Annotated in this window: 22 protein-coding genes and 2 pseudogenes; 13 read left to right on the top strand and 11 right to left on the bottom strand. The window is 70.6% G+C overall.

Annotated elements, in window-relative coordinates; all coding sequences use genetic code 11:
- Window positions 1–26: 26 nt before the first annotated feature.
- The 3 genes from QMK24_RS19440 to QMK24_RS19430 form a co-directional block, all read right to left on the bottom strand.
- Window positions 27–1,496 (bottom strand): aldehyde dehydrogenase family protein, encoded by a 1,470-nt coding sequence (locus QMK24_RS19440; RefSeq protein ID WP_283467548.1) that lies wholly within the window; start codon window positions 1,494–1,496, stop codon window positions 27–29.
- A 570-nt stretch (window positions 1,497–2,066) separates the two neighbouring features.
- Window positions 2,067–2,222, bottom strand: coding sequence for a hypothetical protein (locus QMK24_RS19435; RefSeq protein WP_283467546.1), 156 nt, complete (start codon window positions 2,220–2,222; stop codon window positions 2,067–2,069).
- Complete coding sequence (locus QMK24_RS19430; protein WP_283467543.1) at window positions 2,210–2,530, bottom strand: hypothetical protein; 321 nt, start codon at window positions 2,528–2,530, stop codon at window positions 2,210–2,212. The genes QMK24_RS19435 and QMK24_RS19430 overlap by 13 nt, the downstream gene beginning before the upstream one ends.
- 975 nt (window positions 2,531–3,505) lie before the next feature.
- Between QMK24_RS19430 and QMK24_RS19425 the strand changes: the two genes are divergently transcribed.
- The 3 genes from QMK24_RS19425 to QMK24_RS19415 all read left to right on the top strand — a co-directional run bounded on the left by QMK24_RS19425 (window position 3,506) and on the right by QMK24_RS19415 (window position 9,093).
- A complete protein-coding gene (locus QMK24_RS19425) occupies window positions 3,506–5,182 on the top strand; it encodes a glycosyltransferase family 2 protein (RefSeq protein WP_283467542.1) in 1,677 nt (558 codons plus the stop codon).
- Between the two features lie 15 nt (window positions 5,183–5,197).
- Window positions 5,198–8,215 carry an acyltransferase family protein gene (locus QMK24_RS19420; RefSeq protein WP_502962620.1) on the top strand — a complete coding sequence of 1,006 codons (3,018 nt, stop codon included), beginning with the start codon at window positions 5,198–5,200 and terminating at the stop codon, window positions 8,213–8,215.
- A 212-nt stretch (window positions 8,216–8,427) separates the two neighbouring features.
- Window positions 8,428–9,093 (top strand): DUF1345 domain-containing protein, encoded by a 666-nt coding sequence (locus QMK24_RS19415; RefSeq protein ID WP_283467540.1) that lies wholly within the window; start codon window positions 8,428–8,430, stop codon window positions 9,091–9,093.
- 269 nt (window positions 9,094–9,362) lie between these two features.
- On the opposite strand, the pseudogene QMK24_RS19410 reads toward QMK24_RS19415, so the two are convergent.
- Both QMK24_RS19410 and QMK24_RS19405 read right to left on the bottom strand, forming a co-directional pair.
- A pseudogene (locus QMK24_RS19410) lies at window positions 9,363–9,540 on the bottom strand (dihydroxy-acid dehydratase); the annotation flags it as partial.
- A gap of 847 nt (window positions 9,541–10,387) precedes the next feature.
- A complete protein-coding gene (locus tag QMK24_RS19405) occupies window positions 10,388–10,696 on the bottom strand; it encodes a winged helix-turn-helix transcriptional regulator (RefSeq protein ID WP_283467576.1) in 309 nt (102 codons plus the stop codon).
- Window positions 10,697–10,868: 172 nt separating this feature from the next.
- Between QMK24_RS19405 and QMK24_RS19400 the strand changes: the two genes are divergently transcribed.
- The 3 genes from QMK24_RS19400 (at window position 10,869) to QMK24_RS19390 (ending at window position 13,070) form a co-directional block, all read left to right on the top strand.
- Window positions 10,869–11,525 (top strand): NADPH-dependent F420 reductase, encoded by a 657-nt coding sequence (locus QMK24_RS19400; protein ID WP_283467539.1) that lies wholly within the window; start codon window positions 10,869–10,871, stop codon window positions 11,523–11,525.
- A 954-nt stretch (window positions 11,526–12,479) separates the two neighbouring features.
- Window positions 12,480–12,716 (top strand): DUF5133 domain-containing protein, encoded by a 237-nt coding sequence (locus QMK24_RS19395; RefSeq protein WP_283467537.1) that lies wholly within the window; start codon window positions 12,480–12,482, stop codon window positions 12,714–12,716.
- A gap of 72 nt (window positions 12,717–12,788) precedes the next feature.
- Window positions 12,789–13,070: a DUF6343 family protein gene (locus QMK24_RS19390; RefSeq protein WP_283467536.1), complete on the top strand. Its 282-nt coding sequence runs from the start codon at window positions 12,789–12,791 to the stop codon at window positions 13,068–13,070.
- Window positions 13,071–13,129: 59 nt separating this feature from the next.
- On the opposite strand, the gene QMK24_RS19385 is transcribed toward QMK24_RS19390, so the two are convergent.
- Entirely contained in the window at window positions 13,130–13,945 is an 816-nt protein-coding gene (locus QMK24_RS19385; RefSeq protein WP_283467575.1) for a VOC family protein, read from the bottom strand.
- A 797-nt stretch (window positions 13,946–14,742) separates the two neighbouring features.
- Between QMK24_RS19385 and QMK24_RS19380 the strand changes: the two genes are divergently transcribed.
- Both QMK24_RS19380 and QMK24_RS19375 read left to right on the top strand, forming a co-directional pair.
- Window positions 14,743–16,713 (top strand): ABC transporter ATP-binding protein, encoded by a 1,971-nt coding sequence (locus QMK24_RS19380; protein WP_283467535.1) that lies wholly within the window; start codon window positions 14,743–14,745, stop codon window positions 16,711–16,713.
- 30 nt (window positions 16,714–16,743) lie between these two features.
- A complete protein-coding gene (locus QMK24_RS19375) occupies window positions 16,744–16,947 on the top strand; it encodes a hypothetical protein (RefSeq protein WP_283467533.1) in 204 nt (67 codons plus the stop codon).
- Between the two features lie 59 nt (window positions 16,948–17,006).
- Here the strand turns inward: QMK24_RS19375 and QMK24_RS19370 are convergent, their stop codons facing one another.
- Window positions 17,007–17,714 carry a hypothetical protein gene (locus tag QMK24_RS19370; protein WP_283467530.1) on the bottom strand — a complete coding sequence of 236 codons (708 nt, stop codon included), beginning with the start codon at window positions 17,712–17,714 and terminating at the stop codon, window positions 17,007–17,009.
- A 244-nt stretch (window positions 17,715–17,958) separates the two neighbouring features.
- On the opposite strand from QMK24_RS19370, the gene QMK24_RS19365 reads away from it, so the two are divergent.
- Complete coding sequence (locus QMK24_RS19365) at window positions 17,959–18,537, top strand: DUF6817 domain-containing protein (RefSeq protein WP_283467526.1); 579 nt, start codon at window positions 17,959–17,961, stop codon at window positions 18,535–18,537.
- 35 nt (window positions 18,538–18,572) lie between these two features.
- Here the strand turns inward: QMK24_RS19365 and QMK24_RS19360 are convergent, their stop codons facing one another.
- The gene (locus QMK24_RS19360; protein ID WP_283467524.1) at window positions 18,573–19,808 is read right to left on the bottom strand and encodes an MFS transporter; all 1,236 of its coding nucleotides are present in this window, start codon (window positions 19,806–19,808) and stop codon (window positions 18,573–18,575) included.
- A 59-nt stretch (window positions 19,809–19,867) separates the two neighbouring features.
- Here QMK24_RS19360 and QMK24_RS19355 point away from each other — a divergent pair, with 59 nt between their 5' ends.
- The gene (locus QMK24_RS19355; RefSeq protein ID WP_283467522.1) at window positions 19,868–20,908 is read left to right on the top strand and encodes an ArsR/SmtB family transcription factor; all 1,041 of its coding nucleotides are present in this window, start codon (window positions 19,868–19,870) and stop codon (window positions 20,906–20,908) included.
- Window positions 20,909–21,753: 845 nt separating this feature from the next.
- Window positions 21,754–22,251 (top strand): hypothetical protein, encoded by a 498-nt coding sequence (locus QMK24_RS19350; protein ID WP_283467520.1) that lies wholly within the window; start codon window positions 21,754–21,756, stop codon window positions 22,249–22,251.
- Between the two features lie 25 nt (window positions 22,252–22,276).
- Here QMK24_RS19350 and QMK24_RS19345 read toward each other — a convergent pair whose 3' ends face one another.
- Window positions 22,277–23,257: a helix-turn-helix transcriptional regulator gene (locus tag QMK24_RS19345; RefSeq protein ID WP_283467518.1), complete on the bottom strand. Its 981-nt coding sequence runs from the start codon at window positions 23,255–23,257 to the stop codon at window positions 22,277–22,279.
- A 117-nt stretch (window positions 23,258–23,374) separates the two neighbouring features.
- Here QMK24_RS19345 and QMK24_RS19340 point away from each other — a divergent pair, with 117 nt between their 5' ends.
- On the top strand, window positions 23,375–23,776 hold the full coding sequence (locus tag QMK24_RS19340; protein WP_283467515.1) for a VOC family protein: 402 nt from the start codon (window positions 23,375–23,377) through the stop codon (window positions 23,774–23,776).
- Window positions 23,777–23,968: 192 nt separating this feature from the next.
- Here the strand turns inward: QMK24_RS19340 and QMK24_RS19335 are convergent, their stop codons facing one another.
- Complete coding sequence (locus QMK24_RS19335; protein ID WP_283467513.1) at window positions 23,969–24,508, bottom strand: 2'-5' RNA ligase family protein; 540 nt, start codon at window positions 24,506–24,508, stop codon at window positions 23,969–23,971.
- 74 nt (window positions 24,509–24,582) lie between these two features.
- Here QMK24_RS19335 and QMK24_RS19330 point away from each other — a divergent pair.
- Window positions 24,583–24,696 (top strand): annotated as a pseudogene (locus QMK24_RS19330) (carboxymuconolactone decarboxylase family protein); the annotation flags it as partial.
- A gap of 1 nt (window position 24,697) precedes the next feature.
- Here the strand turns inward: QMK24_RS19330 and QMK24_RS19325 are convergent.
- Window positions 24,698–25,369 carry a hypothetical protein gene (locus QMK24_RS19325; protein WP_283467512.1) on the bottom strand — a complete coding sequence of 224 codons (672 nt, stop codon included), beginning with the start codon at window positions 25,367–25,369 and terminating at the stop codon, window positions 24,698–24,700.
- Between the last annotated feature and the right edge of the window lie 162 nt (window positions 25,370–25,531).

Genomic DNA, 25,531 nt, shown 5'->3' with positions numbered 1-25,531 from the left:
GTGGCCGGATGGAGCGGGTCGGACGGTCAGTCGAACCAGCGCTGCGGTACGGCGGCGGTGTTGCGCCAGATGTGCTTGGCCTCGGTGTACTCGGCCAGACCCGCGGGGCCCAGCTCGCGGCCGGTTCCGGACTGCTTCATGCCGCCCCATTCGGCCTCGGGTACATAGGGATGGAAGTCGTTGATCCAGACGGTGCCGGCCCGCAGACCGGCGGCGACACGCTGCGCGCGGGCCTGGTCCGTCGTCCAGACGGCCCCCGCCAGGCCGTAGACGGTGTCGTTGGCGAGTGCCAGGGCCTCGGCCTCGTCGCGGAATCGCTCGACGGTCAGGACCGGTCCGAAGGACTCGTCGCGCACCACCGACATCTGCGGGGTGCATTCGTCGAGGACGGTCGGCGGGTAGTAGAAGCCGTCGGCGAGGGCAGGGTCGTCGGGCCGGGCGCCGCCGAGCCGCAGTACGGCGCCCTCCGCGAGACCGGCGGCGACGTACGCCTCGACCTTCTCGCGGTGCGCGGCCGAGATCAGCGGGCCCGTGCGGGCGTCCTCGTCGAACGGGCCGCCCAGCCGGATCCGCCCGGCCCGAGCGACGATCTCGTCCACGAAGCGATCGTGCAGGGAGTCCTCGACCAGCAGGCGGGCACCGGCCGAGCAGACCTGGCCGGAGTGCAGGAAGACCGCCATCAGCGCATAGTCGACGGCGGTGTCGAAGTCCGCGTCGGCGAAGACGATATTGGGGTTCTTGCCACCGAGTTCGAGGGCCACCTTCTTCACGGTGGGGGCGGCCGCCGCCATGATGCGGCGGCCGGTGGCCAGGCCGCCGGTGAAGGAGACCAGATCGACCCGCGGGTCCTCGGTCAGCGGCGCGCCGATTTCGGGCCCGGCACCCAGCACGAGGTTGGCGGCCCCGTCCGGCAGTCCGGCCTCCTGCAGCAGCCGCATCAGCATGATCGCGGTGTGCGGGGTCAGCTCGCTGGGCTTGAGGACGAACGTATTGCCCGTGCCGAGCGCCGGGGCGACCTTCCAGGCGGTCTGCAGCAGCGGATAGTTCCACGGGGTGATCAGCACACAGACGCCGACCGGTTCGTGGACGACACGGCTGTCGATGGCCGGGGTGCCGGTGTCGACCATCCGGTCCCGGCCGCCGGCGCCGACCAGGTTGCCGAAGTAGCGGAAGCAATTGGCGATGTCGTCCATGTCGTAGGCCGACTCCACCAGGCGCTTGCCGGTGTCGAGGGACTCCGCGCGGGCGAAGGCGTCCTTGTCCCGTACGAGCAGCTCGGCAACGCGCAGCAGCAGCCCGCCACGTTCCGCCAGGGAGGTGTGCGGCCAGGGCCCGTGGTCGAACGCGTCACGGGCGGCGGCGACCGCCGCGGCCGCATCCTTCGGTCCGCCTTCGTCCACCTGGGCAACCAGGCTGCCGTCCGCGGGGCACCGGATGTCACGGGTACGCCCTTCTGCGGCCGCCGTCCACCGACCGCCGATGAACAGTTCGGGCATATCATTCCTCCAGGTCAGGCCGTACGGACCGGCTTCGCACCGCCTCGACGACAACTACGGCGCAGGCCATCCGGACCATGGCCGTGCGACTCGCAACACATAACACGCATCGGTCTCAGCCGCTCAGTCCCGCCTGTCACTCTGGCGCTCCTGCCCGGCCGCGACGAGACCACACCGAACTTGCGGAACTTTGTCAGCGCCTCCGTATCGTGCCCGTCACCAGGCACGATTCCGTGCCCGGCACGGACGACCGGAATGGCGACCGGAAGGCTCCAGCCCCTGCGGCTGCGCCGCTTCCAGCCATCCCCGCGGGTTCACCCGCGTCCGATTACGTTCGACCGCGACCTCGCGTTGATCGCATCCGGCGGTACTGAACCCACAGCCGGGGCGCCTGACCGCTTACTTTGGTCCCAGCCACATCGACCCGGTCCGCAGGCGTCACCGCCGCGCCGCCGGCCGGGTCAGATGTGGGTGACGGTCGGCTGAGCGGGGTGTGGACGATGTCGAGCAGGCCGAGCCCCAGGGTCGTCACCGAGTGCAGTTGATGCTTGCCGTCGCGTCTGCTGATGATCAGTCCCGCGGCGCGCAGCACGGCCAGTTGCTGGCGGTCGGCACCGACACCCGTACCGCCGCGGCGAGATGGCTGGTGGAGCGGCAGTTCCCCATCGCGACCGACGCCAGGAGCGCGTCGCGGGTACGTCCCATCAGGCCGGTCAGATTCTCCACCGCTCCCTCGCGGGAGGGGGCGGTGGCGCGATCCACCGGATAGACTCGGGCGATGAGGTGGGCGGGGTCAGGAAGTCGGGGAAATAGGGACCCAGGGGGACCAGGGTCCGCAGCATCGAAGCCGCCCGGTGCGCGGTCCCGTGCTCCTGCAGCGCGCCGGCCGACAGGCGGCGCCAGGCGCCGAAGGCTCCGGCGCCGTCGCGGCTCTGCAAGCGGCAGATGCTGCAGATGATCTCCCAGAGCGGATCGGGATGCTGCACCATCGTGATCCGCTGAAGGTCCTCCGTCGTGAAATGAATGCGCAGCATACGGTCCCCCCTTGCTCCCGTACGTGCCCACCGCAGCTCAGCTCCGCGGCGGACCTCCCGCCGGCAACTGGCGACCCGGAGAACCGTGTCGTTGTGGTTCGGGCCATCATTTTGGCTCAGACCAAAGTGAAGAGTACGGCGTGCCGAACCCTCATCAAGGCGCATACGCGGGCACGCGGGCCGCACAACGAGACAACGCACATCTCCCCACGGACAGCAGAACGCCCCGGTCACGCCAGGGGGAACGTGGCATGACCGGGGCCGCTTTGGGGCCGACACTGGCCTGAACCCTCGCGTCCTCAGTGCGGAGGCGGCGGCCAGGGCTCGGTCTTTTCGCCCTGGCATCTCGGGCACGCGCCGAGGAAGGTCCGTCGGCCGCGCCTTCCCCGGCTCGACTCGTACTCCTGGTCCGTGTGGAGCGTTCCGGTCCCCAGGCACCTGCTGCACGGGCTGTCCCGTTCGACCGCGTCGGCCGCGTTGAGCCGCAGATCCAGAGCGATGTGGGCGTGCCGCCGGGTGCAATCGGAGCACGCGGCCTCACCCGGGCCACGGTGGCCGTCAGAACAGATGGTGCACGAGAGCAGAACCAGAGAGGACATGGGAAATACCTCCTCCCGTCAGCGTAGCGGGGAGGCACCGTCCCCGTGCCCGTTCCGGGACGGTGACGCCCACACGGATGCGCCACATGGTGTGCCCGCGCACCCGCCCCGAGTTGAGCGCTCGAACCGGAGACGTCCCCGGGCGAACCCTTGGGCGAGACCCTGAGCGCCATGTCCCGCCGGAAGTTGGACTACTGTTAATCCCCGCGTGACCTGCTCATTCCTGCGCCGCAACGCCGCGACCGGTCGAATGAACAGTGCCGCGCACAGCCCCGCCCGGCCGGCGTCCCACTTCGTGATTCCTGGCCACTGGTCTATACCTTTGGCGGTAGTGTGGATCTCGGGAAACCGCCAAACACGCGGCTGTGGGGGCCATATGACTGTCCAGCATTTACCTCAACCACCGTCCGATGACGAGCTCTACTGGTATTTCGGGCCACAGCGCCGCTGGGTACTGATCTGCACCTCACTCGCCTTCGTGTTCACGGCGGCGACCATGTTCACCTTCGCGCTGCGGACCCCCGCCCTATGGGCCTTTCTCGCGGTGCTCGGGCTCAACATGGCCGCCCTCGCGCTGTCCTCGGTCAACAGCCTGCGCCTGCGCCGGCTGACCCGGCAGTCGCATGAGGTGCTGGTCAACGCCTGGCGCCCGGCCGAACTGCCCAGCGTCGACCTCTATCTGCCGACCTGCGGTGAACCGCTCGACGTCCTGGACAACGCCTACCGGGCGGTCGCGGCCGTCGACTGGCCCCATGCGCTGACCGTGTGGGTCCTGGACGACGCCGACCGCGCCGAGGTCGCCGCACTGGCGGCCGCGCACGGCTACGAGTATGTCGTCCGCCCCGACCCGGGACACCTCAAGAAGGCCGGCAACCTCAATCACGCGCTCACCCTGAGCAGCGGCCGATTCATCGCCATCCTGGACGCCGACTTCGCGCCCAGGGCTGACTTCCTGCGCCACCTGGTGCCGTACTTCGCCGACCCCGGGACCGGCATCGTGCAGAGCCCGCAGTGCTTCGACACCGACGAGACGATGGGCTGGATCCAACGCGCCGCCGGATCGGCCCAGGAGTGGTTCTTCCGCTGGATCCAGCCCTCGCGCGACGCCAGCGACGCGGCCATCTGCTGCGGCAGCAACGCGGTCTACCGGCGCGAGGCCATCGACAGGGCCGGCGGCTTCGCCAGGCTCGACCACAGCGAAGACCTGTACACCGGACTCGCCCTCTATGAACAGGGGTTCCGCACCCTCTACGTACCGGTGCTCGTCGCCAAGGGCACCTCGCCCGACAACCTCTCGTCCTTCGTCAATCAGCAGTACCGCTGGGCGATGGGCAACCTGCACCTGATCGGGAGCCCGGTCCTCAAGCGGATGGGGGCTCCCTGGCGGATGCGACTGTGCTTCTACGAGGGGATCGTCGGCTACCTGACCGCGGCGGTCAACACCTTCGCGGCTCCGCTGCCGCCACTGGTGATGATGTTCTGGTACCCGGACCAGATCCGCCCCTGGCACGTCCTGCCGCTGCTCGCTCCGCTCTGGCTCTGGCACGTCCTGCTGCCCCGGATCAGCCGGACCCGCTGGCGGGTCGAGGTGATCCGGGCCAACGTCCTGACGAGCGTCGCCGCCGGGGCCGCGTTCCTGCACACCCTGCGCGGCCACAGCGCGGCCTGGGTACCCACCGGCGCCGGCCGCGCGAAGCCCAGCGGCATGGCCCGCCGGGTGGTACTGGTCTCGCTCGCCTGGCTCTGCGGCTCCATCGGGGCGGCCGCGACCGGGCTCGCCCTGGCCGTGGCCCGCAACGGCTGGTGGCCCAACTGGGGTCTCGGGCTGTACCTCCTGGTGCAGTGCCAGATCGGCTTCCCGCTGATCCGGGACCTGATCGCCGAACTGCGTCCCGCGAAGCCGGCGAGCAAGGCCGTACGGACCGCGCGGCAGGCCCGGCGCGGCATGCTGCCCAGGCGCTGGCCCGAAGGGCTGGCCGCCACCGCCGCCCTCCTGCTCACCGCCCTGCTCGCCTCCGGCTGGGTCAGCCCGATGCTGCCCTGGCTGGGCTGAAAGGTCGCCGCACCCATGTCCTCCACCACGGAACCTGGCCTCCGACCCAATCCCTTCAGTGACCACGGACCCGCGCCCGGCCGGCCCGGCTCCCGGGGGTCCCATCCCCCGGAACCCGGCCTGCCGGGGCCAGGGCCCCGCCCCGAGGGGTTCCGACCCGACATCGAGGGCCTGCGCGCCGTGGCGGTGCTCGCGGTGCTCGCCTTCCACGCGGCCGTGCCCGGCCTGGCCGGCGGATTCGTCGGCGTGGACATCTTCTTCGTCATCTCCGGCTATCTGATCACCGGCCTGCTGGTCCGCGAGGCGGTCACCACCGGCCGGATCCGGCTGGGAGAGTTCTTCTCCCGCCGGGCCCGGCGGCTGCTGCCCTCCGCCGCCGTGGTGCTCGGCGCGGTCGCCCTGGCCGGCGCATGGCTCACCGTCCCGCTGCGCCGCACCGACCTGGAATACGACGTCCTGGCCGCCGCGCTGTCCACCGCCAACTGGCGCTTCATCAGCCAGCAGACGGACTACCTCGCCGCCGGCCGTGACCCGAGCCCGCTGCTCCACTTCTGGTCGCTCGCGGTGGAGGAACAGTTCTATCTGTTCTGGGCCCCGCTGCTCGCGGTGATCGTGTTCGTCACGGCCCGGGCGGTCCGCCGGGGCCGTGCCGTCCGGTCGGCCGTGACCGCCGTGATCGCACTGCTGACGCTCGGCTCCTTCGCCCTGTCGCTGCGCTGGACCCACGGTTCCGTCTCGATGGCCTACCTCGGAACACCCTCCCGGGTCTGGCAGTTCGGAGCAGGGGCGCTGCTCGCGCTGCTGCCGTGGCACCGGCTGCGCGGACCGCGCGCACTGCGCCTGCTGTGCGGCTGGGCCGGCGCGGCTGCCCTCGTGTGGTGCGTGGCCGGGTACGACACCACGACGCCGTACCCCGGCTACGCGGCGCTGGTCCCGGCCCTCGCCACCGCCGCGGTGATCCTGGCGGGCATACCCGACCGTAACGCGGACGGCGGTGTGGACCCGTACGGGGTCGGCCGGCTGCTGGCAGGCCGGGTCCCCCGTGCAGTCGGCCGTCTCTCCTACAACCTCTACCTGTGGCACTGGCCCGTGCTCGTCCTCTCCGAGGCCCGCCTCGGGACGCTCGGATGGCCGGCGAAAGCGGCGCTCACCGCGGCGTCCGCGCTGCCCGCTCTGGCGGCGATGCGCTGGATCGAACAGCCGCTGCGGCGCAGCCGTACCGTCTCCGAACTCCCCCGGCGCGGACTGTCACTGGGGATCGCGTCGGTCATCATGCCGGTAGTGCTGGCGCTGGTGGTCGGCACCGGAACACTGCACCTGCTCGGCCCGGCCGCCCCGGTCGATCTGAGGGGCCTGCCGCCGGGCTCGGCCGACGGCACATCCCTGCTGCAGCGCACCGCGACGCCGCTCAAGGACGGCCCTGTGGTGCCGGACGCCGTCCAGGCCCGCAAGGACTTCCCGCCGGACGGCCCGTGCGAAGTGGCGCCGGCCACGACCAGCAGCCCGCCCTGCCTGTTCGGTGCACCCGGCAGCACGGACCGGATCGTGCTGCTCGGCGACTCGCACGCCGGACAGTGGTTCTCCTCGATGCTGGCCATCGCGGCCGAACGCCACTGGGCCCTGCAGGAGTTGGTGAAGCAGGGCTGCCCGCTGCCGCAGCTGACCGTGGTCAACCCCCAGCTGGGCCGTACATACCGTGAATGCGACACCTGGCGGGCGGACAGCCTGGCCAGGCTGCGGCAGGGTCCGAGGCCCCGGATGATCGTCATCGCCTCCCTCAACCGCTACACCGACGACCAGCGGCTCCTCGCCGAAGGCTGGGAGAAGACGCTCACACCGCTGCGTGCGCTCGGCGTACCGATCGTGTATATCCAGGACACCCCGATCCCCGGGACGGACATCCCGGCCTGCGTCTCCGGACACACCCATGACCCGGCCGCCTGCGAGTTCGACCGCAGCGGCGCACAGTGGCCCGATCCGCTCGCTCAGGCCGTCGCGTCCGGCCGGATGCCCGGTGTCCGGACCGTCGAAGTGAATTCGGTCCTCTGCCCGGGGACGGGGAGCAGCTGCCCGGCGGTGCTGGAACGGATCCTGCTGTACCGGGACGACGCGCATCTCACCAATGTCGCCGCCGTCGTCCTGACGCCCCGGCTCGAACGGCTGCTGACGGGGGCCGGGCTGCCACCCGCCCGCACCGTGACGAGCGCCGACGGCTGGACCCAGCTCCTGCGCGACGACTTCGACGGCCCGGCCGGCAGCCGCCCCTCCGCCGCGAACTGGCAGTACGACCTCGGCACCTGCTATCCGGGCTGCCCCGCCGCCCAATGGGGCACAGGGGAGATCGAGGCGATGACCGACTCGACCGACAACGTCCGGCTGGACGGCCGGGGCTCGCTGGAGATCGTGCCCACACTGAAGAACGGCCGGTGGAACTCGGGCCGGATCGAGTCCAAGCGGGCCGACCTCGTCCCCCCGACCGGCGGGGTGATGCGCATCGAGGCGTCGATCGCGCTGCCGGACGTCACCGGGCCCGGCGCGGCCGGCTACTGGCCGGCCTTCTGGACCCTGGGCGCCGGGTTGCGCGACGGCTACACGGGGTGGCCGTCGGTCGGTGAACTCGATGTCATGGAAAACGTCAACGGCCGTGACGCCGTCTTCGGGACCATGCACTGCGGCACCCTCGGGGGCGGTCCCTGCCAGGAGCCCAAGGGCCTCAGTTCCGGGGATCGGTCGTGCTCCGACTGCCGGACGGCATTCCACTCCTACGCGGTGGAGGTCGACCTCACCACCGGCGCCGAGCAGGTGCGCTGGTACCGGGACGGACGTGAGTACCACCGCGTGACGGAGGCCCAGATGGACGCCGCGACCTGGGCGCGGGCGGTGCACCACGGCCTGTTCCTGATCCTGAACGTGGCCGTGGGCGGTAACCTCCCGACCGCACTCGGCGCCCCCGCCGGGCCCGCCACCGAACCCGGGCACCCGATGCGCGTCCAGTACGTCGCCGTCTCGACCCGGGGAGGCGCCCACCCCTGACCGGCCCGGTCCCCCGACGGGCGGCCGGCCGCCAGGTCGGTGTCACAATCCGTACTGTGACCGACGACTGCGAATCCGGCCGGACTCCCCCACACTCGGGGGGGCACCGGTCCGAGCCGAACGAAGGCGCGGCGCGCCCCGCCGACTCCTTGCATGCCCGGCTGGACAGGATCGAGCGCCTGCTCGTTCCTGTCCGCGAGGACGCCCACGGGGTGAGCGACCCACCGGCCTGGCGGCGGACCACCGCAGGCGAGCCCCGGTGGGCGGTGACGGTCGTGATCACGGCGGCGATCGGCCTGCAATGGTCCCTGCCTCCCCGGCTCACCATCCATCCGCACTGGCTGCTGCCGGCCCTGGAACTGCTCCTGCTCGTCGCCCTCATGGCAGCCAATCCGCACCGGATCGAACGCGGATCCCAGCTGCTGCGCACCGGCGGCCTGGTCCTGACCGGCGTCATCAGCGTGGCCAACGGCTGGTCGGCCGCGCAGCTCGTGACCGGACTGGTCCAGGGAACGGAACCCGGCAGCGCCGGCCCGCTGCTGATGACCGGTGCCGGGATCTGGCTCACCAATGTCATCGCCTTCGCCCTGTGGTACTGGGAGTGGGACCGGGGCGGCCCCGTCGCCCGTGCGCAGGGCACCCATCAGTTCCCGGACTTCCTGTTCGTCCAGATGCAGAGCCCCGATACCGCGCCCGCGCACTGGGAACCGACCTTCCTGGACTACCTGTACCTGGCCTTCACCAACGCCACCGCCTTCAGCCCCACGGACGTGATGCCGCTGTCCCGCTGGGCGAAGATGCTCATGCTTCTGCAGTCCGCCATCTCCCTCGTCACCGTCGCCCTCGTGGTGGCCCGAGCCGTCAACATCCTCAAGTGACCTGAGCCGGACCGCCGACGCGTCCGTCGCCTCCGAGCGGGCTGCGGCTCACATCCCGCAGCTCCGCGTCAGCAGTCGTGCCCGTTCGCTCATCGCGCCACTGTAGGAGTTGTACGGCTCGGGCCGCTACGCCGCCCGAGCCGGCTCAACCGGCGGCCGCGCGCGCCATCAGGTGCAGCCGCCCGGGGAGTGTGCTGCGCCCGGCGGCCGCAGCGGTCGGGGCGGACCACGCGGACCGCTGTGCGGTGTGGGTGCGGCTTCGTGGTGGGTCAGCCCGCGTAGGGTTCCGGCACCTCGCCGGGGCGGGCCAGGAAGCGGAAGTCACAGCCGGTGTCGGCCTGGGTGACCTGGTCCTGGTAGCGGGGCGCCATAGCCGCGCGCGAAGCGGGGCGGCGGAGCCTGCCAGTCGGCGCGGCGGCGCTCCAACTCGGCGTCGTCCACCTCCAGGACCGGATTCCTCCACCGCATGCTGGACGGCAGACCGGCCAGTAACGCCTCCGCTCCCCCATCGACAAGCGCACGTGCCCGCAGGGCGTGGTCGGCGCCGACCTGCCTCCGGATCAGGTCCCAGAACGGCGCCACCGCGGCCCGGTGGTAGGCGTGAACGGCTCGGCCCAGGGGTGCCAGCATCCCGACATCTCCCTCCCGAAGATCCCGCTCCCATGAGGGCACCCTCTGCTCGGTGGCCAGTGTGCTCATGTCGCGCCGCACGGCGGCGCTCGTGCTGCTCAGCACGTCCGCGAGGCCTTCCGCCAGCTCCAGGGAAGCCTTGGCCGGTGTGAGGAAGTCCGGGAAGTAGCGCCGCGGTGGTACGAGCGAGGTGAGCATGCCCACCGACTTCGGCAGTCCGGCGCGCACCGAAAGCCGCCACTTCTTCAGCAGCGCACTGTTCTCGCCACGCTGGAGCCGGTGCAGGCTCAAAATCGTCTCCCACATCGGCGCCGGTCCCGCGGCGATCCGGACGCGGCCGAGGTCTTGGCCCGTGAAGTGAATACGCAGCATGGTCCCCCCAGATGTCCGCCGACGCCGGCACTCTCTCCGTCGCTACGCGCCGGCGCACTTGTTGTAAGCGCGAAGCCGCTCGCCTCATTCCGCACCGTCCGGGTGCTCCCGGCCCAGCCACCCTTCCCTGCTGACGGCCACCTCCACGTACGACGGGCACACCTCGCTCGGTTCGCAGGCGACGAGCACAAGCCGCGATGACAGACGACTGACCGAACTGCCGTACCCGAGTGCGGCTTGGCGCGCGTCTCCTGACAGCCGGGCTCATTGATGGTTCAGCCGTTCGTGCCGTTCAGAAGTCGTCCTCCCCGCCGTTCTGGGCCTGGGCCTCGAGTACGTCGTCCCCGTACTGGAACGCCCACCGCCCGAACGCCTCGATCGGCTCAAGCAGCGTGCTCCCGAGGCTGGTCAGCTCGTATTCGACTCGCGGCGGCGCCTCCGGGTAGGCCCGGCGCGACACGAGGCCGTTGTGCGCAAGCCTGCGGAGAGTCTCCGTGAGCACCTTCGTACTGATGCCGCCGATCTGCTCGCGCAGATCACCCGGTCTCCGCGGCCCCTCGCGCAGTGCCCACAGCACGACGGCGTTCCATGTGTTGGCCATCAGGTCGAAGGTCAGCCGGGCGCGGCAGTCGGCGAGGAAACCGGCATCTCGCGCGGCATCTCTCACGGCATCGTTCGCCACCAGACCTCCGAACGGCTCTGCGTTACGCACCAAATGGTGCCTGTGGGTCTTCCTACAGTCGTCGTAGACCCAGTCAAGCAGAGGAGGACGGATGCGTATCGGCATCCTCGGTGCGGGCAATATGGCGGACGCCCTCGGAACCCAGTGGGCCCGCGCGGGCCACGAGTTGACGGTCAGCGGCCGGCACCCGGACAGGGCCGCGGCCCTCGCGAAACAGATCGGTCCAGCCGCACGGGCGGGCAGCTGGGCGGAGGCCGCCGTGTTCGGCGATGTCGTCCTCCTCGCCGTCCGCGACCAGGCTGTGCCGGCGGTCCTGGAAGCGGCCGGTGCCGCCGCGGGGGCATTGCGCGGGCGCGTGCTGATCGACTGCACCAACCCGGTCGTGCCGGGCCGGTTCACCCTTGCCACGCAGGGCGGCTCTTCGATGGCCGAACGCGTCGCGGAGACGGCCGTCGGCGCTCACGTCGTCAAGGCGTTCAACCTGTGCCACGAGGACGTCTGGCGGATGACACCGCCCGTCTTCGACGGCAGTCCACTGGCCGTGCCACTGTGCGGCGACGATGCCGACGCACTCGCGACCGCGCGCTCCCTGGTCAGGGACCTGGGATGTGAACCGGTCGAGGGCGGCGGGCTGGAGCGCGCCGGGCTGCTCGAGGCCACGGCGGCGTTCATGATCGGCCTGTGGGTCTGCGGGGCCGACGCTCAGGCGGTGATACCCCCGCTGAAGTTCGCCTTCGGCGCCCGATAGACCCCTCCGCCGGTCGGCGGGGCGCCTTCGTCGCACCTGAGGACCTGAGGACCTGAGGACCTGGCGACCCGACGGCCGTCGACGGCCGGTTCGGACCGCGTCATGCGGCTCCGCGCCGGCCGTCGGCGTGTACGGCAGCGGGTCGGTAGGGCTCAGCCGTGGAAGTGCCCCGGCGGCAGCTTCTGGCTTCCGCCCCCGACCCGGTCCGGCAAACGCTCCGGCAGCTTTTGGCGCGGTTCCCGAACGTCATTCACCAAGCGGTCGGACGCCAGCTCGGGCTCCTCGTCATCTGGCCAGACCTTGTCTGCGCCGTCACTCAACCTGTCCATTTTTCGACGATACGTCGAGCCTCCCCGATCCGCTCAACACCGGCAACGGATGGCGCGCCGCAGGGCCTCAGCGGGACGTCACCGCGCGCACCACCGGACCTTGGTGGTATCCAGTTCCTGTGGATGAAGAACGTGATGCGAACGGCCGGCTGTCCCAGGAGTGGGGCGCGGGGCAGCGCCGGCTGCTCTCGACCACCTGCGGTAATTGTTCCTGCTGCGGCGAAGGTGCCTGTGTCCGTGGCCCGGACAACGGCTGTCCTGTGAACTCGGAGAGCCAGACGTACTGCCCCTGTCTGGCGGACTGAACCCGACAGGCTCGGTTCGCCGGCCGGACGTGGTCATGAGCCGGTGCACGCCACCACCGGAATGGCCGCACGCCGGCTGGATCGATGGCAGCGCTCCACGCCCACCAGGGTGAAATACCCGTGTTGCGTAGGCCGTGTGGCGGTGCCACGCTTCGCATGACGGCAGGGCTTCACGGTCTGCAGGGATACAGATCCCTCTGCCGGATCAGCTCGACCGGATCCGGGCAGAGGAGCCCGAACCGGACCCCGGCCGCCATTCGCCCGAACGCGACCCGTCGCAGCACCCGGGTCCCGTTCCCGTGACGCCCCTGGAGCCGGCCATGTCCCCCGCGTTGAATCTTCCCGAACTGCACCGTCTGGTCTCCGAACTCCAGAGCCTGGACGATGCCACCTTCCCAGGCGCCGCCCGGCGCCGTGACGACCTGCGACACAATCTGTGCGCGTCCACGGGCGTCCGCGACCTGCGCCAAGCCCTGGAGCACGCGCGCATCCTCCTGACTCCGGCCCCCACCGCACCGGCCCCGGCCCCGGCCCGGGCCCTCAGGGCCTCGGCCTGACTCACGCCGCGCTGAACCGTTTCGTCGCACGCCTGCCTCGGGTGGATGCTTGAGGCGAGGAGATGCGTCGCCATGCGTACCGGAAGTGAGCCGTTGCAAGCCCGGAGTCCGCTGCGGCTGCGGATGGTGCTGGCGGCATTCGGCCTGGTCTGGGCCGTGGCAGGTGCGGTGGGGTTCGGGATGACCGGGCACGTGGGGTGGGAGGCGGCGTTCGCCGTGGTCGCGGCGGTGGCCGTCGTGGATCTGATCGTGGTGGGGCGCCACATCCGCCAGGGCCCGCACTACCAACCCGGACGGGACATACCGCCGTACCTTCCGGACGAGCACCGGGACGACTACGGTCGCGGTCCCTGAGACGGCGCGGCCGAGCGGGCGCGCGCCGCGGGCGGCGCTCCAGGCGGTGCCCAGGGGGATCATGTCCGCGGTGGGCGGGCGGTGACGGTGAACAGTCCGCCGTCCGGGTCGCGCAGCGTCGCCTGGCCTCCGTCGGGGCCGGAGCTCTGCCCGACGGTCGTACCGCCCATCTTGTGAGCTGCCCTGATACAGGCCCCCACATCGGCCACCGGGAAATGCACTTGCCACCGGGGGCGGACCGCGGGATCCGGCGCTGCCTCGACCGCGCCGGAACTGAGCCGCGCGACCACGTGCCCCGCGCTGCGCAGCACGACTTCCTGATCCTCGTATTCGACCTCGCAGCAGCCGGGCCGTTCGCACGCCCAGTCGAGGACTTCGCCGTAGAAGATGGCGGCATCGAACGCATCACGGGTCCGCAGTCGCAGCCAGGCGGGCGCGTCCCGGCGCCAGGTATGCCAATGGGTGAGGAGCTGCCCTTCCCAGATACCGAAGACGGCACCGTCCCGGTCCGCTGCCAGCGCCCCGCGTCCCGACGCGAGCGTGAGCGGCCCGACCCCTACCGTGCCGCTGCGCTCACTGATGCGCGCCGCGGTCTCGTCCGCGTCGCCGACGGCGAAGTAGGGCGTCCAGGCCACGGCCACCTGCAGGGCGGTCGCCAGCGCGCCGATACCGGCGACCGGGGCACCGTCCGCGAGCGCGACACTGAATCCCTCCCCGAGCCGCCCCGACCGGAATTCCCAGCCCAGAACCATGCCGTAGAACTCCTGCGCCAACTTCAGGTCCCGGGCCATCAGGCTGATCCAGCAGGGCGCGCCGAAAACGGCGTCGCTTGTGCGCAGCTGTGCGACGTATGCCGTTGTCGTCTCTTCGTCCATGGCAGACATCTCGTTCACGTTGAACGCTTCCAGACGGGTCGCGGGTGCCACTCACGCCGTGGGCGGACCGTGGAATCGAAGGCGCATGCTCGCCTCCGGAATGGTTCCGCAGCCGGGGCCGCTTCGCGGGCCGGGTGTCGGCCCATCGGGCCATATAAGGTGTACGCGATGTACACGGTGTCCACGAAGCCCCGGCAGGCAACCCAGGGTCACCAGGCGTATGGCACGACGTACTTACGGAGCACCGCCCGCACCATCGATTCTCCCCCGGAACCCACCTGCACGCCAGCTTGTCAGCCGTCCTTTACCGCCCTTTGCCATCCTTTGCCATCCTCTGCCATCCTCTGCCGTCCTCTGCCGCGATGTGGAGTGTCAGAGGCATCGGGTTGGATGGCCGGATGACCGTTCACGAGGGTGGGGTCTCGGCGCTGAACCCTGACACCACGGTGGACGAGCTCGCGAAGGACATCACAGCCATCGGCTATCCGCGGTAGGACCTACCGGCGGCGCGGGAAGGCGGGCCCGCCCTGTGAACCATCAACGCCGTCCCGATCGCGCCAACTTGTTGGGACATATCTGGCACGGATCGCCTGTTGCGCCCGATAGACTCGACGCCAGCCCGGTCACGGGCACCCGGGCGTCGCGGCTACTGACGGTGGATGACGCCGTCCGCCGGGAGGACCGATCGTGACCGCACCGCCGCTCCGCATCCAGATCCACCACCCGCCAATTGCGCTGACTCTCGCCGCTGTTCCAGGGTCACCCGCTGTTCCGGGGTCACCGGGGTCGGTGGGGCGATGAGGCGCCTGTTTCAGCGGCCGCGTCCCGTCGAGCCGGCCGTCTCGGACAGTGAGCGATTACTGTTCGGCGGCGCGCTGCGCTATGACATGGGCTGGTCCAAGCACGAGTACGCCGTGCTGGAGCAGTCCGGGCTGTCGATGGCACGGACCGCGCCGCGGCTGGTCGGCGGCACCGTACGGCTGGCCTGGCGGGCCGACCGGTCCGCGCTGCTGACCATGGTGCTGAGCGAGATCTTCCAGGGCGTGGCGCACGCGGTGGCTCTGCTGGCCACCAACGCGGTGCTCAAGTCGCTGTTCGGGGGCGGGGATACCGTCGCGCGGGTCCATGCGGCGCTGCCGGCGATGGTCGTGGCCACGCTCATCGCGATGACGAGCGCGGTCCTGGCGTCCCTGTCGACGGCGAGTACCGGCCGTCTGGAGCCCAAGGTCGAACGGCTGGCCACCGAGGAGTATCTGCGGCACGCCGAGCGGGTGGAACTGGAAGCCGTCGAGGACGGCGCGTTCCGCAAACTGCTGGACTCCGCGCAGTTCGGTGCCCAGTCCTCCCGTCGCATGATCAGCGCCACGGTGGCGTCGCTGAACGGCGTCTTCTCCCTGACCGCCGCGGCCAGTGTGCTGTCGGTCCTGCACCCGGTTCTGCTCCCCCTGTTACTGCTGATCGCAGCTCCGCGCGGCTGGGGCGCCCTGCAGGTCGCCCAGCGCCGTTACGCCTCGGCCATGGCGTGGATCGAGCACGAGCGGGCCGCCCGGGTAATCAGCCTCTCCATCACCGGCCGCAGCGGCGCCCAGGAGACGCGCGTCCATGGCGTCGGCAAATTCCTGCTGCGGCACTTCGGCCAGATGGCCGAGACCGCCGAGGCCGAACAGACCCGGCTGGCCAAGGAGAGGGCCGGCACCGAACTGCTGGCCGCCGCGCTGTCCGGAGCCGCCGCGCTGCTGGCGTACACCGTGCTGGGCTGGCTGTTGCTCTCGGGGCGGATGAGCATGGCGGTCGCCGGGACCGCCGTGCTGGCGGTGCGCACCGGGTCGGCGAATCTCGGCACGCTCGTCGGGTCCGTCAACCGGCTCCATGAGGAGTCCCTCTACGTCCGGGACCTGGACCGCTACAACCTCGAAGCCGCCGCCCGCGCGATTCCCACCGGCGGTCTCACGGTGCCCGAGCACCCTGCGCGGATCGATTTCGAACACGTCACCTACTGCTATCCCGACCGTGACCAGCCGGCCCTGGACGACATCACCCTGACCATTCCCGCGGGCACGGTGGTCGCTCTCGTCGGCGAGAACGGATCCGGGAAGAGCACGCTGGTGAAACTGCTGGCGGGCCTGCACATGCCACAAGCCGGCCGCATCCAGTGGGATGGGGTGGATCTCCGGCAGGCCAACCGCGATCAGGTCTTCGCCCGTGTCGCCCTGCTGGACCAGGCCTTCGAGAAGTGGCCCTTCACCGCCGAGACGAACCTGGCGATCGGCAAGCCGGAGCAGCCGGCGGATCCCGAGCGGCTCGCGGCGGCGGCCGCGTTCTCCGGGGCGGATGCCGTGATCGAGGGGCTGCCGCACGGTATGCAGACGCTGCTCGCGCTGCAGTTCCGCGGCGGATCGGAGTTGTCCGGCGGTCAGTGGCAGAAGATCGGCCTCAGCCGGACCCGCTACCGCGACGCTTCCGTGATCATCGTTGACGAGCCGACCTCCGCTCTGGACCCGGAGGCGGAGATCGCCTGCTTCGAGAAGATCCGCCATCTCAGGTCACCGGCGACCTCCGTCGTCCTGGTCACGCACCGCATGGCGGCCGTCCAGCACGCGGACCTCATCTATGTGCTCCACGACGGGCGCTTGGTGGAACAGGGCACCCATCAGGAACTCCTCGCCATCGAGGGCGGCCGGTACTACCGGATGTTCCAGTCCCAGGCCGACCAGTACATCCCGGCCAACGGCCCGGTGCCCCGGCAGACCGCCGCGCCCGGCGCGTGACCCTTGTTCGTCGCAGCCGTTGATCACGGCATGAAGAAACGCAGCATGCTCGCCATCGCATCACTCGCCGTCGGTGTGGTCACCGCCCTGGTCACGCCCGGCGCGCACGCCGATATTCAGCCCTCAGGAGGCCACCACCAGAGCGACGCCTCCAACGACGAGACCGACATCCTGAACGATGCCGGCCTCGGGAACACGCAGATCAACAGCGACAGCGTGACCATGCACGGCTGAGCCCACGTCTGCGGGCATCGCGGACGGTCCCGTCGGCCGGCCGTGTTCAACCGCCTCGTTCAGCCGGCCTTGTGGGGGAGCTCCCCGGTCGTCGCATCCGCGATCGATGAGCGGGGAGCGCCGTTCCAGCGCCAGGTGGTCAGGCGGGGGCGCCCGGGCAGTTCTGCGCGTCCGGTGGCCCACAGCAAGGTGGGCCAGGGCTCCGTGGTCCGCGGGGCGTCGGGAAACAGCCGGGTGAGCACGCGCGAGCAGATATCGGCGGGCGCGGTCCAGGTGAGCCCGAGCCCCTCGGCCAGATCGTCGGTGTGCACCAGGGTCTCCACGATCCCCATCGCGGCGAAGCCTTCCGGGTCCGAGACGCCAAAGCCGTGGTAGGCGCGGACCTGCGACGGCGTCGTACGCACCATCGCGACCAGCAGCGCGCCGGTCGCCTCCAGCACGTGCAACAGCCCGGCAGGACCCGCCGTACGGTCCGCGTGGACGGCGTTCTTGGGGCCACCGCTCCTTCGGCTCTCCCAGACGAACGGCACCTCGCCGTCCAACGGCGGTGTCCTGGGGCCCAGCTGCACGGCATACGCGAAGAGGTCGTCGCTCAAGTGCTCGACGGTCTCCCAGCAATCCCACTCCAGCGAACCGGCCATGCCGCTCCAGGCGTCCGGAGGCGCCTGTCGGAGGGTGGCGACAGCGAGCTGGACGGCCTGGTCGAGATCGTCCGCGGTGACGGGAGACGGGGACTGGGACGGTGCGGCGTCAGCGGGTCGGGGCATGGCAGGACCGTACCCCGAGCGGCGGCTGGGCGAGGGGCGCGGCGACTCAGCGTCCCGTCCAGGATCCGCGTTCGACGACTGCGCGCCGGGCGCCGGGTGGGGATTGACTTCAGCGACCCGTCTGCACAACGATCGAGCTGGACTTCCAGGCAGCAAACCGTCCCGCTGAGCTCCGTCGGGGATCCGGACCCGGATGCCGACGCCGGACGGATGCCGGCCCGAGTCCCGGAAGGGGAGGCATCCGGTGGAGGAGACAGCATCGGGACCGGCGGTTGACGGTCAGAAGCAGGACGACCCGGAGGGAGCCGTCAACGCTCTGCTGGAGACGCTGGGCGCCGCACGGATCGAGCACCCGGGAGGCACACTGCTGAAGCATCTCCAGCGGGTCCGCGAGCTGCTGGTGGGTTGGGGCGTCCGGCGTGACCTTCAGTTGGCCGGCCTGTGCCACGCGTTCTACGGAACCGACGGTTTCCCGACGGTCCTGATTCCGGTCGCGTCCCGCAGCGAGTTGGTGCGGCACATCGGTGTGGACGCTGAGGAACTCGTGTACTTCTACGCCAGCTGCGACCGAAAGGCCTCCTACAGCACGCTCGCCAGCGACGACGCGGTCTTCCGCGACAGATTCACCGGGACTTCCTTCTCCCCTTCTCTGCAGCAACGCCGGGATTTCGCCATTCTCACCGCGGCGAACGAACTCGACATCGTCCGCGTCAGCCCGGCATACCGTGACGATTGGGGTGGCGAACTTCTGCAACTTCTCACCCTGTTGCGGCCATTGCTGAGCGATGAGGCGTGGGCGGCGACCGAGGAAACCCTGGGCTGAGGCAGAGGGACACCGGCCGCCGGCCGCCTCCGAACCTACGGTGCGGCTTTGCCCTGGGCAGGTTCCGGCGTGCCGGAGATTCGGTCGCGCAGGCCGGCTGACCCGGGCGGCTTACGCTCGGTTCGCAGCCCGGGCGCCAGGTACAGGGTGACGGCGAGGGAGGCCGCCGCCATGACGGTCATCGCTGTAGCAGGCGAGGTGCGCTGGGCCACGGCTCCCGCGAGGGCGGCGCCCACGCCCTGCATGGTGAGCATGCCGGAGGACTGCAGCCCAAGGGCGTGCCCGGACAACTCGTCCGGTGTCAGGAACATCAGTCGCTCCTGAAGCAGCAGGCTCGCCGCGTATCCGACGCTGCCGAGCACGACGGCCGCCACCGCGAGGGGCAGCGCCGGGTGCAGGGCGAAGACCAGGAACGGAGCGGCGAGCAGCAGGCGCAGCGGGGCGCCGAGCCGCTCCCGCCACCGCTGGGGGAGGAACCGGCCGGTCAGGGTGTCCCCGGCCAGCATGCCGAGTGCGCCGCAAGCGAAGAGAAGCCCCGCGTGCTGGGGCGCGTAAGGGACGTACAGGGACTCGCAGCCGACGATCAGCCCGTTGGGGACCCAGAGGGCAAGGTAGACGTAGCGGCGAGGCTTGGAGGACCACAGCCGTGCGTTGTTCCGCCAGGTCTCGGCGACCGACGGACGCCCGGCGGCACGCGGCGGCCGTCGGCTGAGGCCGAACCGGGCGGCGGCGGCGGAGGCGAGAAACAGCGCGGCACCGACGAGCAGCGTGCCGCGCGGTGACAGGGTGCTCACGAGCACGCCGCCGACCGCGAACCCGCAGATCTGCATGGTGCCGACGGACATGTTGAGCACGGAACGGCCGAGCAGGTATCCGTCCCGCGCGAGGATCTCGTTGAGCAGCCCGTAGCGCACTCCGCCACCCAGCGAGGCGACCAGTCCCTGGCCCAGCAGGACGGCGAAGACGGCCCACACCGGCAGGCCGGGGATGGCGAGAGCGGCGGTGCTGAGGCCGAAGAACAGTGTCATGCCGGTCAGCGCGGCGCGCGGCGGCAGCCGGTCTGCCGCCGACAGCAGCGTCGTCGCGCCGATCACCTGGGCGAGGGAGGGGCCGAACATGGCGAGGGCGGCCAGCAGGGGTGAACCGGTCACGGTGTAGATCAGCGTGCCCAGGGCCGGCCCGCTCACCGTCGAGGCCGCCACCTGCACGGAGGCGGTGAGGAAGAGCGGTGTGAACTCCGGTCTGCGGAAGAGCTCTTGGTAGGTGCGCATGGCCAGAGTCTCAGCGTCCCCGCTTCAGGGGCGTTACTGTTTCGCGGGGAGGCGAAACGATGGGCTGGTGGCTGGTCAACGCGGACACGGTCGCGGGAAGCCGATTCGTCGTCTCCCCCCTGGCCGAGACCATCGCGAGCCTGAAGACCCTGGAGCGGGGAACGGCCGCGCACCCGGGCGAGCGCGCGTGGCTCGACATCCACCTCCCCGCGTACCGGAAGCGGCAGGCCGGCGACCCGATCACCGCGCTGCTCATACGGGCCGCTCTGGGGCGCACCTGGAACGCGGACTTCCTCACTCCCCCGCCTCTGCTCGCGCCCAAGCCCACAGCCGCGCCCGCGCCCACCGACGGGGGTTCCGTGTCTTCCCGGGTAACTCCCCCCGGACCCCCGGTCACCTTCGCGCAGGAGCTGGCGCGCATCCGCGAGACACCACCCGAGTCCGCCCGCGCCGACCTGACCGTGTCGCTGAACGGCCCGCTCCCCGCCCAGCTGCACCGTTCCGATCTGCCGGAACGCACCGCCGACCTGCTGGAGTGGGTGTGGACGGAGTCGGTACTCCCCTCCTGGCCGCAGCGCCGACGGATCCTCGAGGCCGATGTCATCGCGCGCACCGCGCAGCTGAGCCAGGGCGGCTGGGCCGCGGCCCTGGACGACATGCACCCCGGGATGCGCTGGCTCGGGGAGAGCCGACTGCAGATCAACACCCACGACTATCCGCCACGGGAACTCGCCGGGACCCAGCTGCTCTTCGTTCCCGTCACCTCACGCCAGAGCTGGGTCGCGTGGGACGCGCCGCACCTGTACGCCGTGGTGTATCCGTGCTCGGGCGCTCTGGCCGAGGCGGGCCGAGCATCGGTGCCCGAGGCCCTGGGCACGTTGCTCGGGCCTGCGCGGGCGGGCGTCCTCGTCCTCCTGGACACTCCCAAGAGCACGACGCAGCTGGTGGCACTGACCGGCCAGGGGCTGGGATCAGTGGGCCGCCACCTCAAGGTTCTGCGCGACGCCCGCCTGATCCAGCGCCGACGTACCGGGCGGTCCGTGCTCTACTACCGATCGCCCGCCGGCGAAGTCCTGGTGACAGCCCAGGAAAACGGCTGAGCAGCCAGTTTCGGCCGTGCTGCTGCCTCGGATGGTTCGGGCCGCTTCCACGTCAACATCCTGGACGTCAACGAGGAGGCGTGCCGGTGCGAATGCCGTGGCCGGAAGTAGCTGGATGCACTCGGTGGGATGAAGCCCGGCCGCAAGCGCATGCCTCCCCGGCCAACGGTCGTTGGTCCCGGTGTGACAGTGATGCACCAGGCCACGATCCCCACTGGGCGACGGCGCAAGACCCCGCTGGGCGACTGTGCAGGCGAATCGGTTCTGCTCATCACCGAGCCGCCCATCTACGCGACACTCGCGGCACGGTGGCAACAGGCCGGGCGGATGCTGCCGGGTCAGGCGGATCGTGAGTGGTCCGAACTCATCGCCGCTGTGCCGCACCTGGGTGCGTGGCGGGGCAGGATGCCGGACTTCCCCCCGGCATCCTGCCGCAGGTCCACCGGTCGGCGGGTTCACCACTCCGCAGGTCCGCGGGTCCACCGGGCGGGCGCTGTCGGCGGCGCCCACCCGGCACGCGTCACCATCGGTCAGCCGGATCGGATGCCTGTGGTTGGGTCCCGTCCGATCCGGCACCTCCGCCCGTTGGGGCCGGCCGCAACGGAACGGTTCATGTCCCGGGCCGGCGCAACTGGCCCCGGCCGGTCCGGCTGGCCCCGGCTGGTCCGGCTGGTCTGGCTACGGCAGGAATCCGGTACCGCGCGAGTCACCGGTGACAGACTGCAACGGCCCACTCCGCGCGGCTGACCCGTGCGCCGGCCACCGGGCCGGCATTGGACCGTCCAGTGGCTGCCTGCCGCACCGCTCTGTGATCAGCCGTACCTGTCACCCACTCAAGGATGCCCGTGCTCGACATAACCACCCTCCAGCGGGGCGATGTTCTGCTCCAAGCCGCCGTCGCCGAAGCCACGCTCGGCGAGATGCCCACGGCCCGCGGCAGGATCGACGCGCTGCTCGCCTTCGACGACGACACCCTGTTCACGTTGACGAAGATCGCGGTGACCTACCTGACCCGCATCTACCGTGCCGAAGGGCAGGAGTGGACGGCCCCGCAGAATGCCGGGGACGCCGACCAGGCCCACCCAACCGCCGGCCGGCGTTACACCTTCGGGCTGCTCGACGCCTGGTCCACCCGCCAGGGGGGCACCGTCAAGAAACTCTTCAGCGCGGCGGCCGCCGATCCCCGTCTCCGCGAGGAACTCCTGCGCGACCCCTTCGACTTCGCCCTCGACAAAGCCCTCGAGCTCGCCGCCAAACACGTGGGCCCCCACACCCTCGCCAGGCAGCTCTGCAAGTCCATCGGGAGGGAAGACCGGTCCATTTCAGAGGACTGGCCCAACTGATCGAAATCCCGCGAACCGATACGCATCACGCCCGGCTCCCCTTTTCGGTGAACGGTCGGATGGCGTGCCGTGCGCGTGCGGCGATCGCGCCGAGGTGCTCCGCCAGCTCCGGAGGGTCGAGCAAGGTGTAGTCCATGGGCAGGAGCACGATGCGGGACGCCAGGTACTGCGGTGAGTCGGGTCGGGTGTGCAGCAGGCACGAGCCGTTATCGACGGGCTCCAGGTCCCCCTGCCCGGCGGCGATGTGCTGGGCGGCCTGCTCGAGGGGCACGTGCAGCAGCAACCGTGCCCGGATCGTGCCGGCCGCCATCGCCCGGGTCACCCATGTCGCGGTGTCGACCCCTTCGGGCAGGACCCGGGCGGGAACCCGGACGCCGGTGCGGTGTACGCCGGTGATCCGGTCCACGCGGAAGGAGCGCCAGCCGGCTCGGTGCCCGTCGAAGGCCACGAGGTACCAGCGGCGGCCCGAGACCACCAGTTGGTGCGGCTCCACCAGCCGCCGCGTCATCCCGCCCTGTGCCGTCGTGTAGCCGAAACGGACCTTCTCATGGTTCGCGCAGGCGGCGGCGAACGTGGCGAGGGTATCGGCGTCGGCGGCCGGGCCGTCCCCGGGCGGCAGAACGACAGCCGCCCGCGACAGCGCGGTCACGCGGTGGCGCAGCCGTACGGGGAGGACCTGTTCCAGCTTGGCCATGGCGCGGAGAGCCGTGTCCTCGATTCCGGTGACAGCCGCGGTGGCGGCGGTGCGCAGGCCGATGGCGATGGCCACCGCCTCGTCGTCGTCCAGCAGCAGTGGCGGCATGGCCGCCCCCGCGGTCAGCCGGTAGCCGCCGATGTTGCCCTGGAGGGCGTCGACCGGATAGCCCAGCTCGCGCAGCCGGTCCACATCGCGCCGGATGGTGCGAGGGGTGACGCCCAGACGCTCGGCGAGTTCGGGGCCCGGCCATGCGCGCGGGGTCTGTAGCAGGGACAGCAGTTGCAGCAGTCGGCCCGACGGATCACGCATGAGTTCATCCTGCCGCACTAAGAGGACGTTCACTGACCTATTGGCCGCCTACAGTTGAACCATCGGCCAAGGCGAAGCGGCCGGAATCCACCACCTGGCACAGGGAAGGGCACTCAGATGTTGCGAGGACTTGCGACCGTCAGTTTCTGGGCATCCGATCTGGCAGCGGCGAAGAGCTGGTACGCCGATCTGCTGGGCATCAACCCCTACTTCGAGCGCCCGGGATACGTCGAGTTCCGCCTCGGGGACTACCAGCACGAGTTGGGTCTGATCGACAGCCGCTACGCGCCCGGCGGTACGACGGCCGGCCCGGCCGGCGCCGTCATCTACTGGCACGTCGACGACGTGTCAGCGACGCTCGAGAAACTGCTGTCCAGGGGAGCGAAGGAACACGAAGCGCCCATCGAGCGCGGGGAGGGGTTCAGGACCGCCTCGGTGGTCGATCCCTTCGGGAACATCCTGGGCGTCATGTCCAACCCGCACTATCTGGAGGTCCTGGAATCAGCCACCCCGGCATGACCCTCGCCGCCCTCGCCGCCCTCAGCGCCCTCAGCGGTCCGCATCGCCGGACCACTCGGCCGTGCACCCCCGCCCGGCCGTGCACCGCACCGGGTACCCGGCCACCCGCCGGATGGTGTGTCGCACCTCAGGCGCCCGGCGCGGGTCGGCGGGGGTCGGCCCGGTGGCGCACCCGGTGGGGACGCGCGCACTTCATCCTCGTAGCGAGAACGTCTCCGCGTTGTGCCACTTCTCGCCGTCACTGACCACCAACTGAACCGAGGAGACCCGCGCGACGACGGGAAGCCCGGCTGTCAGGTCGGCTTCGATCGTGTTGAATACGCTCGGATCCGGGCTGTAGGCGACGGTCAAGTGCGGTACGACGTCCGCGTACCGGCCACCGTAAGGTGGCGCTTCCGGCCATCGGTCGGCCACCGCACTGGTGAGCGCCCGAAGGCCGCCGGTGGGCTCCGGAGCGAGGTAGAGCAGATCGGGGAAACGCCCGCATTGGTGGAAGCTCAGGTCGAAGGCGGCGTGCGCACCGAACACCTCCTCCAGGGCCTCGACCTCACGGACATCGATCCGTTCACGGTCCAGGAACGGGTACAGCACCGTCACATGCGCCGGAACCCCGGCCTCCATGGCGGGATCGAACCGCTGTCGCCACGCCCCCACGAGTGGCTCCGCCTCGGGAACCTTGATGACCAGTGCCGTCCGACCCGCTGGGAACCGGGATGAGTTGTCTGACGCCATGGGTCGGGATGATGCCACCGCGGCGGCCCGAGGGCGAATGCGGGGTGGCTGGGCGTCGGCCCATGGCCGGGCGTGCCACCCACTTCGACGAGCAGCAGCTCGCCGCCCTGGTCCTCATGATCGGCGTCACCAACCTCTTCAACCGTCTCAACGCCACCACGAAACAGATAGCCGGCGCCGCCTGGTAGTTCAGTAGCGCTGGAGGTCCCGGGCGTTGCCTCCGGAGATCAGCTGGTTGTAGTGGACGGCCAGCCGCCGGTACGCGGCTTCGCCGGCCCTGGTCAGCGTGACGCTCGCGCCGGGGCCGGCGGCGGTCACCTCGGCGATCAGCACCTGGCTGTCGGCGGTGTCGAAGGTGAGGACGTCCAGAGTGAGGGCGAGGAGGCCGACGAGCTTCTCGGCGGTGGCCTCCTCGCCGTCGGCGAGCTGGTCCAGCAGTTCCCGCAGGTCGTCGTCCTCCTCATCACCGGCGATGAGCGCCTTGATGAGCGCGGCGTGTGCGGTGCGCAGGGTCTTCAGGTCGGCGCTGTTCACGGTCACGGGGTAGAACGGCATGTGCTCGTGCCCGCCCTCCGGCGCGAACAGCCGCCGCGCCTGGCGGTTCGGCGGCTGCTCGTCGCGATCACGCGCCTGCCACAGCCGTACCGCCTCCGGTATGGCCAGCCAGATCCGGTACCAGGCCCCTTGAGCAGCCCTCGCGGGGAACGTGGCGGGCAGCCGCCACACGTCCTGTCCGCCCGCTTCCGCGTGCTCCTCGGCCCCCGACAGCGGCGTCAGCAGCAGTTCGTCGAGTGAGGTGAACCGGACGATGAAGTCGTCGTTGTCGGGGACCAGGACCACCATGGTCGTGCTTTCGGTCATGGGCTCGTATCTCCTAACGGGCGCAACGACATGAGGCCGGGGCCGCCGCTGCGGACGGTCGCCGCCCCTCATGCTGTCGGCTTTCGCCGACGATGCGGAGAGGGTGGCCCGAACTGTCTGTTCCGCACGGGAGCACGGGGGAAAACCGTGGACGGCGGTTTT

The organism is Streptomyces sp. PH10-H1, assembly GCF_030063355.1.
Taxonomy (GTDB): Bacteria; Actinomycetota; Actinomycetes; order Streptomycetales; family Streptomycetaceae; genus Actinacidiphila.
Note: the sequence above shows the minus strand (reverse complement) of the source record. Positions and strands in the feature narration are given on the sequence as shown.

What these genes read in the sequence shown, in the direction of transcription:
- QMK24_RS19440 (WP_283467548.1), bottom strand. Translation starts at nt 1,496, where the DNA reads ATGCCCGAACTGTTCATCGGCGGTCGGTGGACGGCGGCCGCAGAAGGG.
- QMK24_RS19430 (WP_283467543.1), bottom strand. Translation starts at nt 2,530, where the DNA reads ATGCTGCGCATTCATTTCACGACGGAGGACCTTCAGCGGATCACGATG.
- QMK24_RS19425 (WP_283467542.1), top strand. Translation starts at nt 3,506, where the DNA reads ATGACTGTCCAGCATTTACCTCAACCACCGTCCGATGACGAGCTCTAC.
- QMK24_RS19420 (WP_502962620.1), top strand. Translation starts at nt 5,198, where the DNA reads ATGTCCTCCACCACGGAACCTGGCCTCCGACCCAATCCCTTCAGTGAC.
- QMK24_RS19405 (WP_283467576.1), bottom strand. Translation starts at nt 10,696, where the DNA reads ATGGCCAACACATGGAACGCCGTCGTGCTGTGGGCACTGCGCGAGGGG.
- QMK24_RS19400 (WP_283467539.1), top strand. Translation starts at nt 10,869, where the DNA reads ATGCGTATCGGCATCCTCGGTGCGGGCAATATGGCGGACGCCCTCGGA.
- QMK24_RS19395 (WP_283467537.1), top strand. Translation starts at nt 12,480, where the DNA reads ATGTCCCCCGCGTTGAATCTTCCCGAACTGCACCGTCTGGTCTCCGAA.
- QMK24_RS19390 (WP_283467536.1), top strand. Translation starts at nt 12,789, where the DNA reads ATGCGTACCGGAAGTGAGCCGTTGCAAGCCCGGAGTCCGCTGCGGCTG.
- QMK24_RS19385 (WP_283467575.1), bottom strand. Translation starts at nt 13,945, where the DNA reads ATGGACGAAGAGACGACAACGGCATACGTCGCACAGCTGCGCACAAGC.
- QMK24_RS19380 (WP_283467535.1), top strand. Translation starts at nt 14,743, where the DNA reads ATGAGGCGCCTGTTTCAGCGGCCGCGTCCCGTCGAGCCGGCCGTCTCG.
- QMK24_RS19375 (WP_283467533.1), top strand. Translation starts at nt 16,744, where the DNA reads ATGAAGAAACGCAGCATGCTCGCCATCGCATCACTCGCCGTCGGTGTG.
- QMK24_RS19370 (WP_283467530.1), bottom strand. Translation starts at nt 17,714, where the DNA reads ATGCCCCGACCCGCTGACGCCGCACCGTCCCAGTCCCCGTCTCCCGTC.
- QMK24_RS19360 (WP_283467524.1), bottom strand. Translation starts at nt 19,808, where the DNA reads ATGCGCACCTACCAAGAGCTCTTCCGCAGACCGGAGTTCACACCGCTC.
- QMK24_RS19355 (WP_283467522.1), top strand. Translation starts at nt 19,868, where the DNA reads ATGGGCTGGTGGCTGGTCAACGCGGACACGGTCGCGGGAAGCCGATTC.
- QMK24_RS19345 (WP_283467518.1), bottom strand. Translation starts at nt 23,257, where the DNA reads ATGCGTGATCCGTCGGGCCGACTGCTGCAACTGCTGTCCCTGCTACAG.
- QMK24_RS19340 (WP_283467515.1), top strand. Translation starts at nt 23,375, where the DNA reads ATGTTGCGAGGACTTGCGACCGTCAGTTTCTGGGCATCCGATCTGGCA.
- QMK24_RS19335 (WP_283467513.1), bottom strand. Translation starts at nt 24,508, where the DNA reads ATGGCGTCAGACAACTCATCCCGGTTCCCAGCGGGTCGGACGGCACTG.
- QMK24_RS19325 (WP_283467512.1), bottom strand. Translation starts at nt 25,369, where the DNA reads ATGACCGAAAGCACGACCATGGTGGTCCTGGTCCCCGACAACGACGAC.